The sequence below is a fragment of the Flectobacillus rivi genome (assembly GCF_030056655.1).
Taxonomy (GTDB): domain Bacteria; phylum Bacteroidota; class Bacteroidia; order Cytophagales; family Spirosomataceae; genus Flectobacillus; species Flectobacillus rivi.
In genome coordinates this window covers 410,779-423,739 of sequence record NZ_JASHIE010000002.1, presented here as the reverse complement: position 1 = coordinate 423,739, position 12,961 = coordinate 410,779, and the positions used below count along the sequence as shown (strand labels likewise).

Genomic DNA, 12,961 nt, shown 5'->3' with positions numbered 1-12,961 from the left:
TTTCAAAACTATCCGATAAAGAACTTTTATAGTAACAAAGCAATTATAGATAAAGAGTCAAAAGCTCAATAACTGTAAATAATCAAAGTATGCAATACGACGTAATAGTAATAGGCTCAGGTCCTGGTGGTTATGTAGCTGCCATCCGTTCGGCTCAATTAGGCTTAAAAACAGCCATCATCGAAAAATACTCTGTATTGGGTGGTACTTGCTTAAACGTAGGCTGTATTCCATCAAAAGCATTGTTGGACTCATCAGAGCATTTCTACAATGCACAACATTCATTTGCTGAGCATGGTATCGAGCTTGAAAACTTGAAAGCTAACTTATCTCAAATGATTACTCGTAAAAAAGGAGTAATCGAGAAAATGAATAATGGTATCGCTTTCTTGATGAAGAAAAACAAAATCACGGTTTACAACGGTTTAGGTTCTTTTGTTGACAAAAATACTGTGAATGTTGCTAAACTTGATGGTACTGCTGAGCAAATTACTGGTAAAAATATCATCATTGCTACAGGTTCAAAACCAACGGTGTTACCATTTATTCCTGTTGACAAAAAGCGTGTTATTACTTCAACTGAAGCTTTGAATCTTCAAGAAATTCCAAAACATTTGATCGTTATTGGTGCTGGTGTTATTGGTGCTGAGTTAGGTTCAGTTTATGCTCGTTTGGGTGCTAAAGTAAGTTTCGTAGAATTTGCTGATTCTATGATTCCTACTATGGACAAAACAATGGGTAAAGAGTTACAGAAATCAATCAAGAAATTGGGTGCAGACTTCTACCTAAGCCACAAAGTAACTGGCGTAGTTAACAATGGTGACGACGTAACTGTTACAGCGAAAAACTCAAAAGATGAAGATGTAACGATTACTGGTGACTATGTACTAGTTTGTATTGGTCGTCGTCCATATACTGACGGTTTGAATCTTGAAGCTGCTGGTCTTGCTACAGATCAAAGAGGTAAACTTGAAGTAGATGAGCATACTTTACAAACAAAAGTAGGTGGAATCTATGCTATTGGTGATGTGATTCGTGGTGCTATGTTGGCTCACAAAGCTGAAGAGGAAGGTGTATTTGTAGCTGAAACTATTGCAGGACAAAAACCACACATCAACTATAACTTGATTCCAGGTGTAGTGTACACTTGGCCAGAAGTAGCTTCTGTTGGTCAAACTGAAGAAGAATTAAAAGCTGCTGGTCGTGCCTACAAAGCTGGTTCATTCCCATTCAAAGCTTTAGGTCGTGCAACAGCTTCAATGGATACAGATGGTTTGGTGAAAGTATTGGCTGATAAAGCTACTGACGAAATCCTTGGTGTTCACATCATTGGTGCTCGTGCAGCAGATATGATTGCTGAGGCCGTAGTTGCAATGGAATATCGTGCCTCTGCTGAAGATATTTCTCGTATGTCACATGCTCACCCTACTTATACAGAAGCTATCAAAGAAGCATGTTTGGCAGCAACTGAAAATAGAGCATTACATGCTTAATTAAGGCTTTTTGCGCTGAGATTTTGGCATAAAAACATATTGAAAAAGGCTGATAGAATTTTCTGTCAGCCTTTTTCTTTGACAAAAATCCAACATTAATCATGGTAAAAGCCTATCTCAATCATCTGCAATGATTTGAATCTCCAAGACTTTTTTCTTAGCTTTGAGGATAGTCATCATTATATCACTATTTGTACAAAAAATATCATGAAAAAAATAGCCGTATTAGCTTTAACTATTTCAATATTAGCTTCTTGTAAATCGAAGTCTGGCTCGGAATCTACTCAAACGGATTCTGTAGCAGTTACACAAGCTGATTCTACTGCGCCAGCAAGCGATGCCTTGTATTTGGATGATGTGTTGGCTTGTAATGATTATGAGGGTTTGGTGAAAAAATTTGGTGCTGAGAATATTGTTAAAAAAGCAACCATCGAAACTGGTGAAGGTTCTTTTGACGCAACCAAGATTTTTGCAGGAACTCCCAAAGAAATCGAGGTATATTGGCAAGATGGAAAAGAATACAAAGTTATAGGTGATGTATTAGCAAGATTACAAATAAAAGATGATAAGCCATCAGCAGAGGGTTCGCCTTGGACTACTAAACTGGGCTTGAAACCAGGTATGACATTGAAAGATGTTGTTGCCCTAAATGGAAAAACATTTACTATTACTGGACTTGGCTGGGACTTGGGTGGAAATGTTGTAAGCTGGGAAGGTGGCAAATTGGCAGATAAAGACATCAATATTCGATTTAATGACTATTCTACAAATTCTGGAGGATTATCAGAAACTGAGTATGCACAAATTTCTGGCGATCGTGAATTTGACGTGAAACATCCTTCAATTCAAAAGCTAAACCCAATTGTAGACCAAGTATCGGTATATCATAAACCAGATTTTGATAAGGAACTAGGCAATAAGATGTATAAAGATGTAGAGGAAAAACAAATGCCGAAGCATTAGTTTCGAAGGGGCAGAGGCACAAAGGAGCAAAGGGACATAGTGTAATGAAATTTCACTTTGTCCCTTTGCTCCTTTGTGCCTTCGTAACTTTTCTCCTTCTTGACTTTGCCACTTATACACTTTGTGCCTCTGTGCCTTTGTCACTTTGTGCCTACTTTACTACATTCTGTGGAGTTCCGTTGATAAAACCTTGAATATTAGCCATCAGCATTTCTACAATGCGTTGACGAGCTTCAAAGCTGATCCACGCATTATGAGGGGTGATCAGGCAGTTTGGAGCTGTGAGTAAAGGATTACTTTCGGAAGGTGGTTCTTGTGAAAGTACATCGAGCGCTGCACCAGCTAATACTCCTTCCTTTAAAGCTTCTGCTAAATCTTTTTCATGAATAAGTTGTCCTCTCGAAGCATTTACTAAATAGGCTGTTCGTTTCATTTTTGCCAGTAATTCTTTGTTGACAAAGCCTATATTTTCGGGTGTTGATGGACAACACAAGGCAATAAAATCGCTCTCTGAAAATAGTGTTTCGAGTGGTACGGCTGAATAGGGCAATTCCTCTTTTACGGTTCTTGAAGCATAACAAACCTTCATGCCAAATGCTTCTGCAATCTTCGCTGTTTGTTGACCTATTCTTCCCATTCCAACAATTCCTAAGGTTTTTCCTGCCAATTCAATAATTGGAGACAATGAAAAACACCAGTCTTGTGCTGAAACCCAAGCGTCATTGGCTACAGCCTGACTATTTTTTCCAACATGGTTACTCAATTCCAATATGAGCGCAAAGATATGTTGAGCTACTGAGGCAGTTCCGTAAGCAGGAATATTACTTACTGTAATACTTTGAGCGGCGGAGGCTTGGATATCGATGATATTGTAACCTGTAGCAGCTACTGCAATCATTTTTAATTGAGGCAATGCTGCGATAGTTTCAGCAGAAAAAGGTGTTTTATTGGTAATAACTATATCTGCTTCTTTACAACGCTCAACAATGTCAGAAATGGGCGTTCTTTCGTAAAAAGTCACTTTGCCAAGACTTTTGAAACAATCCCAAGCAAGGTCGTTGCTATGCAAAGTGAAACCATCGGTAATAACAATATTCATAGAAATAGGAATGATATAAGAATGAGTGCTGAATTTTGAATTAGTAGTGTACCAATGAATATAAAACGGTTTATTTCGGATATCGGATGTTGGATTTCGGAAGTAGAATCTTTTATGTTTTATAAAAAATAAAGGTATTTTACCTTATTCCCAAAATTAGAAATCCCAGATCTGCAATAGTTGGAAATCCTTTGTAAAGTCCTAATTATTAATATAAAAATGCCTACTGCCTAAAAGTTATTTCAACTTCTCATTTTCATGATGGCGTGTAGCATCTCTTTGTGTTTTCTTTGCGAGGTTTTTGTCTAACGCCGCTGTCAAATCCACACCTGTTTGGTTGGCCAAGCAAATCAATACAAATAATACATCAGCCATTTCGTCGCCGAGGTCTTTGTTTTTATCAGACTCTTTTTCAGACTGTTCGCCATAACGACGGGCAATAATACGCGCCACTTCGCCAACTTCTTCAGTTAGCATGGCCATATTAGTCAATTCATTAAAATATCTAACGCCGATGGTTTTAATCCATTGGTCTACGGTTTCTTGAGCTTCTTTGATGGTCATTTTGATAAGGTTTTTACTATCTAAACTCCAACGTTTATTGTTTGTTTTTAGAATCAATTACAATCGTCACCGGACCATCGTTGATGAGTGCGACTTTCATATCTGCTCCGAATTCGCCAGTTTGTATAATTTTACCTAATTCTTTTTCCAATTGAACAATCATGCTTTTGTACAAAGGAATAGCCATATCAGGTTTTGCAGCTTCGATAAAACTTGGTCTATTTCCCTTTTTTGTAGAAGCGTGTAACGTAAACTGACTAATCAATAAAATATCTCCCTCAATAGCCTTCAGATCAAGGTTCATTTTACCCTCCTCGTCAGAAAAAATACGCATACCGACGATTTTTTTTGATAGCCATTCTACATCTTCTTGGGTATCGGTATGAGTAATACCTAGTAAAATCATAAAGCCAGCGTTGATAGAACCTTTTACTTGGTTATCAATCGTTACGGATGCCTCGGATACTCGTTGTATAATTGCAATCATGAATTTTTAGAAAAAGGAATTTAATTAATATGCTTTAGGCAATAAGCCGTAGGCGCTAGGCAAGCACAAAGCTTCTATAATTATATGAGACATGCTTTTATACTTTTAGCTTACGGCTTTCAACCGTGGGCTTTTGACAAAAGCATGACTGCGGTTGTGTATTTTTTTTAACTATTTGCCTAGTGCCTCATGCCTGATAACTTATATGAGCATATAAACAATCAGGAAGTACACACCGTAACCCAATAAGTCATTGGTAGTAGTAATAAATGGACCTGAGGCTACGGCAGGGTTAATATCAAACTGATTAAGTACTAAAGGTGTAATTGTCCCCATAAAAGAAGCAAGCATCACAATCGAGAAAATCGAAAGTGACATAACCAATGAAATGGTATTTTCATGCTCTAATACCAATGTTCCCAAGAAAGCAAATGTCGCAGCAATGAGTCCATTGAGGAGTGATACCAATAAAACTTTTTTCAAACGCTCAGTCAGCGAAGTATCAATACCTGATTTGTCGGCTAAACTTTGTACAATCAAAGCCGACGACTGAATTCCAACATTACCGCCCGTTGAACCAATCAAAGGAATAAAGGCAGCTAAGGCAGGAGTTCTGGCTACTTCGCCATCAAAAACACCAATGATTTTGGCGGCTAAAAAACTTCCTGTCATGCCAATCAACAACCAAGGTAATCTCGAACGTACCAACTTCCATACCGAGTCATCTTCTTCTACGTCCTCCGAAATACCCGCCATGGCTTGTACATCTTCATGCGCTTGCTCGGTGATAAAATCCACGACGTCGTCAATCGTAATACGACCTAGCAAGCGTCCTTGGATATTGACTACAGGCACAGCATCCAAATCGTATTTTTGCATAATATCTGCTACTTCTTCGCCTGTAGCAGTAGTTTTTACAGAAACAATATCATCAGTAAAAATATCAGCAATCTTAGAGCCTCGTTTTGCTAAAATGATTTTTTTGAGCGAAGCCCTTCCCAAAAGTGTTCCTTCATCATCTACGACATATACCGAATATACATTTTCGACATCCTCTGCCTGACGACGGATTTCTTCTACACATTCGGTTACACTTTGCTTTACATTGATTTTTACTAATTCTTTTTGCATCAAACCACCAGCACAATCTTCATCATAATGCAATAGGTCAATAATAAAGCGAGCTTGCTCACGGTCGCTAACCAAAGCAATTACCTCTTCACGAACATTCACAGGCTGTTCGTTGAGTATGTCTACCGCATCATCTGAGTCGAGCAAGTCAACATATTCTGCGATTTGCTGTGAAGTAAAGTTTTTGAGGAATTTTTTACGATCGTCTGGGTCGAGATTAACGATAATTTCGGCAGCCAGTTTGGTATCGAGTAGCGTAACCAGATAATGAGCTTCTTCTCCTTCAAGCTCGTACAAAATATTCGTAATATCAGCAGGGAATAGCTCTTCCATTTCGGTACGAATAAACTCGTTGTTATGTTCCGAAATGGCTGCCTGTATCTTCTCTAGGTATTCTTTCGTTAGCTCAAAAGGCAGATGTTGATTTGTTAATTCCATTGCTGAATTTATAAAAGTTTAAATAAAGGGATAAAGAGAACAGGCACCAAGAGACCAAGTGGAGGTTTGGGCTATGTTTGGGCATTCGGCAGAATGTTGCTCGACAGTTTAGCCTAGCTCATAACGCTTAATGCATAGCAGATTAGGGCTGTACGAAAGATATTAGTTTACCCGCAATAGGCATTAGGCTATATGCCATAAGCTAAAAGTATTTCTAATAAAATAATGAATAACATTTTTGCCTATCGCCTAAGGCTTATCTCCTAAAGCGTATCAATGCAATTTTGTTCTGAAGACAAAACTAATTTTTCGTACAGGATTAATAGCGGAAATTCCGAAATCTCAAATCCACAATTCTACTTTAAACTCGAGGGTTTGTTTTCTTCTTTACCTTGAAACTCTCTTCCATAATAAGTGCTCAACAATAGGAAAAGAGAGAATAAGATAGGCCCAAATATGAGCCCTGTAAACCCCCAGAGTTGTACCCCTACGATTACCCCAAAAAGCGTAATCAAAGGGTGAGTGTCGCCTAATTTGTTTTGTAACCAAATTCTAAAAATATTATCTACCGAACCAATCACAAAAAAGCCATAAAGTAACATAATCATACCTCTTACATTTTCGTGGTTGGCAAACAATAAAATAGAAACAGGAATATATGCCAATGCCGAACCCAAAATAGGAATCATAGAAACAATACAAGTCACTAAAAACCATAAAATGGCATTGGGAACGCCCAAAATCAAATAAATTAACAAACCTGTAACGCCTTGAACTATCCCAATCACAGGAATACCTATGGCATTAGAAAATACTAGTTTGTTGACTTCGCCCAAGAGCTGTTCAGAGTTTTCTTGATTAAGCGGAAAAATCTTGATAAGTGTTTTGTCGAGCAATTCTCTTTCACGCAACATGAAATACAAAATCAGATAGCTCAAGAAAATGCCCGTTATACCATTAACAGCTCCATTGATGAGTTTTGATGCACTTTGTGTGAGCCATGAAAAAACCTTGTCAAGCGACTTTTCATCTAATAAGTTTACCTGATATTTGACTTCAATTTGCTCTACAAAGCCTTTTACCGCTTTAAAAAACGAACTGTATTGATCCAAAGCAAGTGTATGACTATGGAATAAAACTTGACCAACAAAATACATCGGAAGCAAAAACATCAAAAAAGAACCAAGCATCACAATAACAATGGCGATGATTCTGGACATTTTCCATTTTGCCTCCATTTTTTTTACCCAACCTCCTAATAAAATATAAAGCGTGTACGCTCCCAACAGCGCAGGAATAAAGCTGTCGAGGTGCACAAACAACAAGCCTCCGAGTAATAAGATACTCATTATGAGGGCTATTTGTCTTAATAGGGTGTTGGATAAAACGTCAAATTTCATAATTATTCTTGCTCTTCTTCTCCTGATTCTTCCGTTTCAGGACTTTCAATAACTTTGGTGCCAATCATATTTGTAAGCTCCACAAACTCCGCTACGCCCAATTGTTCTGCACGTTTGTTCAGTAAAGGGTGGTCAGCTATTTGCATCGCACGCAAGGCGTTACGCAAAGTTTTACGGCGCTGATTGAAGCCCATTTTTACCACGGCAAAAAACTTTCTCTCATCACAGCCCAAGTCTGTAACTCCGTTGCGACGCAAACGAATTACACCTGAGTTTACTTTTGGCGGTGGGTCAAAAGCCCCTGGTCCCAATGAGAAACTGTATTCGATGTCGTAAAAAGCCTGAAGCAAAACGCTCAAAATACCATAGTCTTTATTCCCAGGTTTTGACGCAATACGTACTGCTACTTCTTTTTGGAGCATTCCTACAATTTCAGGAATCATATCTTTATTTTCTAAAACCTTAAAAAAGATTTGAGAAGAGATATTGTATGGGAAATTCCCCACGATTCCAAAAATTTCATTGCCCATCAGTTCGTTCAAATTCAAACGCAAAAAGTCAGCAGAATGAATTCTTGGAGTCAATTCAGGATAATGCACCTTAAGATACTCTACAGATTCTCTGTCAAGTTCGACAACAGATGTTTCGTATTCTTTATGTGTTAGTAAATATTGTGTTAAAACTCCCATGCCCGGGCCAATCTCAAGGACTTTTTTGTATCCTCCGTGGCAAGACATCAGCTCTACGATACGTTGAGCTGCCGATAGGTCACGCAAGAAATGCTGACCTAGGTTCTTTTTTGCTTTTACCTTGTCCAAATTATGCTAGTATCTTTTGGCGATGTAGTAGGCCTAAGCACACCACATGACGCAACTGTAAATTTATTCCATAAAATTACGCCGAATTTTGTACTTTTAAGGTATAATGATACCGAGAAAATCAATAGAATGATTTATCTAATTACAATCTCCTAATCTCTAGTCCGATTAATTATGCGTTGGTCTCACAAAACAAAAGAAGAATTAATTTTAGAAATTCGTCACCTCAAGAAAGAACTTCATGTCCTAGAGAGTAACGAAAAAGCACATTCAGTGGCTGGGAATACGGTTTTTGATTTACGTAAAACCGTTGATAGTATGAACCTCTTCGGGATGATTTTGGAAGAGGACGGTACAATTGTTTTTTGTAATAGCTATGCTACTAAATTATTAGGTTATACATCTGAAGAATTAGTTGGAGAAAACTTCTTTGAATTTTTGGTTCCAGAAGGCGAGCGTAATGCGCGTATTTTGGCTTTTGGTACTGCCATGGAAAATGGGGGAGTATTTGACCAAAAAGAAAGAACGATGCTTGCCAAAAATGGGCAAATGCGTCATGTGGAGCTCAATTCTGTAATTTTTAATGATTTTGACGAAGTAAAATATCTCACAATCATCGGCGAGGATATTACCGAGCGCAAAAAGGTGGCAGAAGCGCTTTCTCGCTCCAATTCACAGTTGCAGGATTTAGTAAACAATACCTCCGATTTAATTCAAATCATCAGTATTTCGGGTCGTTTCTTGTATGTCAATAAGTCTTGGCAAGAAAAAATGGGCTATGAGTCTGATGAGCTGGCAAGTCTCAATCTTCGTGATGTGTTGCACCCTGATTTTGCGGAGGAAACACTCAAGAAGTTTGAACGAATCAAAAACGGTGAAAAAATTGCCGATTTTGAAACAGTCTTCCGTCGCAAAGATGGTCGTCGTTTGTATTTGTCAGGTTCGGTAAACTGTCGTTTTGAAGGTGATAAAGCCACTGCGTTTCGTTGTATTTTCCACAACTCAACTGCCAAAGTTCGTGCCGAGCGTGCATCCAAACTTTATGCAAGTATTGCCCAAGCTGCTATCAATTCGACCAATTTGGATGATTTGTATTCCAATATTCATAAAGAATTAGGTGAAGTAATTGACGTAAAAAACTTCTTTATTGCTCAATACGACCCTCAGCAAAGCTATTTATATTTCCCGTATTATGTCGATGAGTATTTTGACAATCGTGTACATTTTACCAAACGTAAACTGGGCAACGGTCTGACAGAATATGCGATTGCTGCCAATCGTCCTTTGATGTTGTATGACGAGCAAATCGAGGAATTAGGGCGTTCGAAACAGATTTACCTGTACGGAACAGTGCCGAAGGTCATGCTTTGCGTACCGCTCAAAATTGGTGACAGAACCACAGGTATTATCGGGGTGAAATCGTATGAGCGTCAAAATAAATATGAGCAACGAGATTTGGAATTGCTCGACTTTATTTCGGGGCAGGTGGCGTTGGCAATTGCTCGTAAACAAGCCGAAGACGCCCTAGCACGTGAAACGGCTCGTTTGAATGCCATTTTTGAAGGTAGTTCGCACTTAATGTGGTCGGTCAATCGCAAAATGTTGCTGACCTCTTTCAATCAAGAATATTCTCGTTTGCTTGAAAATCGTATCAAAATTCGTCCTCAATTAACTTTGAGTACCGAAAAGTTAGGTTTTCAAATGGTGACCAAAGAAGACCGAAAAATCCTAGAAGATAGATATAAGGAAGCTTTTAGGGGAGAAAAACAACATTTCGAGATTCAGCTCGAGACCGTTGAAGGCGAAGAGAAATGGGTAGAAATTTACCTGAATCCGATCTTGCTCAAAAACGGTATGATTGAAGAAGTATCGGGTATTGGACGTGATATTACCGATCTCAAAAAATACCAAGAAGACATCGTAAAAGCCAAAGACGAAGCCGAACGTTCGTTGAAAGTTAAAGAGCGTTTCTTGGCGAATATGAGCCACGAAATCCGTACGCCAATGAACGGCGTAATCGGTATGATTGACTTGCTCAATGATACCTCGCTTGATGAGGAGCAAAAAGATTATGTATTGACCATCAAAAAATCATCTGAAACGCTATTACATATCTTAAATGATATTTTGGATTTGGCAAAAATCGAGGCTGGTAAAATGGTCTTGCATGAAGCGCCTATTGTTTTCAAGGATGTATTTGATAGATTATTGGCACTATTCTCACAAATCGCTGCTAATAAAGGCAACCGAATTCACTGCAATTTTGGGTCAAATATTCCAGAATATGTCATTGCTGATGAAACTCGTTTACTACAAATTTTATCAAACCTTACCTCAAATGCCTTGAAGTTTACCGAAAATGGTACGGTAGATATCAATGTAAGTTTACTTGAAAAACGAGGTAAATTCAATAGAATAAAAGTTGAGGTAAAAGACTCAGGAATTGGTATTACCCAAGAAAATCTAAAAATGCTTTTCAATGCGTTTCAGCAGGTAGACAATTCTACCAAAAAATCATTTGGTGGAACAGGCTTGGGCTTAGCTATTTCAAAAGAGCTTTGTCGCTTAATGAAAGGGGATATTGGAGTAATGTCTGACTGGGGACATGGTAGTACATTCTGGTTTATTATCGAAATCAAGCAGACTGATATTAGTCCTGTTTCGGTGAAAAAGAAAGAAGAGCAGTTCCAAGTGGTAAATCACTTTAAAGAATATCATCCGCACTTGTTATTGGTCGATGATAATGCCACAAACCGCAAGGTAGCCAGTGAAATTTTACGCAAATCAGGCTGCGAAGTCATTACAGCTGATAGCGGTACACGAGCGATTCAGTTGGTAGAAGCCTCGCACCTTGACCGTGCGTATGACATGATTTTTATGGATATTCAAATGCCTGAAATGGATGGTGTCGAAACCACTCAGCATTTGAGAGCGCTTCCTATGGATATTCCACCAATTATTGCCATGACGGCCTATGCCATGAAAGAAGACCGTGATCGTTTCTTGGCAGCAGGTATGAATGACTATGTGGCAAAACCCATCAGAGCAGAAATTTTGGTCAGAAAAGTGCAAGAATGGATTGACCGAAATGCCAGTAAGCGCCCACAACAGCCTAAGGTAATAGAAATAAAGCCTGAGCCTGTAGTGGAGGCAAAAGTTGAAGTGCCAGTAAAGGTAGAAGTCCCAGCTGTAGAGCACCCCAAAGCAGAAGAAGCAACAGTATCGCTCATTTCGGATTTTCATGTATCTGATATTTTTCCAGTGATAGATACCGACATTATCAAACAACTGTCAGATAGTGTGGGTGGAGATATGGAATTTGTCGCTTCGATTTTAGAAGGATTTGAAGCCGAAGCTGAAGAACAGATTCAAAATGCGATAGAGGGATATTATGAAAATAACTGTAAAAAAGTGCAAGGCGAACTTCATACCCTCAAAGGTAATTCTGGAACACTCGGTGCTTCGCGCTTGCATGAGATAACAAGGCATATCGAAGTCAAAGCGAAAGTTTGTGATTTTCAATATTTTGAGTCAGAAATGAAAATTTTACAAACCGAATTTGAGCATTTCAAAGAAGCCTACAAAAAGCTTAACTAGTAATCATCAAAACTGCACAAGAGCTTAAAGACTTGTGCAGTTTTTTTATTTGAAGCATTGATACTCAAAATGATTCATGCTATTTAGGAAGACAATATGAACGGTAATACCTTTGTGTTATATTTTGAAAATTGTTGAATTATGGAAAACCAACTGAAAATCATCCCAACAGATTTGTTAGACGTATATCTTGCATCTTTCCCAGTGAAGGTCAAGGATACTTTTGAACAGTTGCATGATGCCGAAATATCAACAGATACTTTTAGTTTTTATACCTCAGTATCTTCTGTGTTTTCCAGCAAAATAGAAGGGGAGGAAATAGAGTTGGATTCCTATATCAAGTACAAAAGATTTGGCTTAGAGTTTTTACCTGATTACACTAAAAAGATTGATGATTTGTATAATGCCTATACCTATGCCAAGAATCATGATATGAATCAGGCACATATACAGGTCGTTCATCAGTTGCTCAGTAAACACATTCTATCGGAGGCTTATCACGGTCGAGTTCGTACACAAAATATGTATGTAACTACTTCTGATGGTAGAATAGAGTATGTGGCTGCCTCTCCCTTTATTGTGAATAGAGAGTTAGAGCTATTTTATGAAGACTTAGATAATTTGCTTAAGCAAGATTTAAGTTTTGAGGAGGTATTTTATTTTGCGAGTATGGTGCACCTAGTTTTTGTCAAAATCCATCCTTGGAATGATGGCAACGGAAGAAGTGCGAGGCTATTAGAAAAATGGTTTTTAGCACAGTTTTTGGGAGAGAAATCATGGTTTATTCAATCCGAAAAGCACTATTACCAGCACCATAATACCTACTATCAAAATATAAGATTATTGGGTTTAGAATATACAGAACTAGATTATGCTCAAGCACTACCTTTTCTACAAATGTTGCCTAACAGTCTTTTGGATTAATAGAGATAAGTATTTGTAAATAGCGAGATGGCAACAAAGAATGATAA

At 38.2% G+C, this 12,961-nt stretch carries 10 protein-coding genes; 4 read left to right on the top strand and 6 right to left on the bottom strand.

Features of this window, described 5'->3' with window-relative positions; translation table 11 throughout:
- Window positions 1–89 precede the first annotated feature (89 nt).
- Both lpdA and QM481_RS04090 read left to right on the top strand, forming a co-directional pair.
- Window positions 90–1,493 (top strand): dihydrolipoyl dehydrogenase, encoded by a 1,404-nt coding sequence (lpdA, locus tag QM481_RS04095; RefSeq protein WP_166550247.1) that lies wholly within the window; start codon window positions 90–92, stop codon window positions 1,491–1,493.
- A gap of 207 nt (window positions 1,494–1,700) precedes the next feature.
- Entirely contained in the window at window positions 1,701–2,456 is a 756-nt protein-coding gene (locus tag QM481_RS04090; RefSeq protein WP_283380743.1) for a hypothetical protein, read from the top strand.
- A 151-nt stretch (window positions 2,457–2,607) separates the two neighbouring features.
- On the opposite strand, the gene QM481_RS04085 is transcribed toward QM481_RS04090, so the two are convergent.
- The 6 genes from QM481_RS04085 to rsmA form a co-directional block, all read right to left on the bottom strand.
- Entirely contained in the window at window positions 2,608–3,555 is a 948-nt protein-coding gene (locus QM481_RS04085) for a D-2-hydroxyacid dehydrogenase (RefSeq protein WP_283380742.1), read from the bottom strand.
- 237 nt (window positions 3,556–3,792) lie between these two features.
- A complete protein-coding gene (locus QM481_RS04080; protein ID WP_095167493.1) occupies window positions 3,793–4,119 on the bottom strand; it encodes a nucleotide pyrophosphohydrolase in 327 nt (108 codons plus the stop codon).
- Window positions 4,120–4,153: 34 nt separating this feature from the next.
- Complete coding sequence (gene dtd, locus QM481_RS04075) at window positions 4,154–4,606, bottom strand: D-aminoacyl-tRNA deacylase (RefSeq protein WP_283380741.1); 453 nt, start codon at window positions 4,604–4,606, stop codon at window positions 4,154–4,156.
- Between the two features lie 201 nt (window positions 4,607–4,807).
- Window positions 4,808–6,154, bottom strand: coding sequence for a magnesium transporter (gene mgtE / locus QM481_RS04070; RefSeq protein WP_166553695.1), 1,347 nt, complete (start codon window positions 6,152–6,154; stop codon window positions 4,808–4,810).
- Window positions 6,155–6,531: 377 nt separating this feature from the next.
- The gene (locus QM481_RS04065; RefSeq protein ID WP_283380740.1) at window positions 6,532–7,524 is read right to left on the bottom strand and encodes an AI-2E family transporter; all 993 of its coding nucleotides are present in this window, start codon (window positions 7,522–7,524) and stop codon (window positions 6,532–6,534) included.
- A gap of 53 nt (window positions 7,525–7,577) precedes the next feature.
- The gene (rsmA, locus tag QM481_RS04060) at window positions 7,578–8,393 is read right to left on the bottom strand and encodes a 16S rRNA (adenine(1518)-N(6)/adenine(1519)-N(6))-dimethyltransferase RsmA (protein WP_166579869.1); all 816 of its coding nucleotides are present in this window, start codon (window positions 8,391–8,393) and stop codon (window positions 7,578–7,580) included.
- Between the two features lie 174 nt (window positions 8,394–8,567).
- On the opposite strand from rsmA, the gene QM481_RS04055 reads away from it, so the two are divergent.
- Entirely contained in the window at window positions 8,568–11,990 is a 3,423-nt protein-coding gene (locus QM481_RS04055) for a PAS domain S-box protein (RefSeq protein WP_283380739.1), read from the top strand.
- A 141-nt stretch (window positions 11,991–12,131) separates the two neighbouring features.
- Window positions 12,132–12,914 carry a Fic family protein gene (locus tag QM481_RS04050; RefSeq protein WP_283380738.1) on the top strand — a complete coding sequence of 261 codons (783 nt, stop codon included), beginning with the start codon at window positions 12,132–12,134 and terminating at the stop codon, window positions 12,912–12,914.
- Window positions 12,915–12,961: the final 47 nt, after the last annotated feature.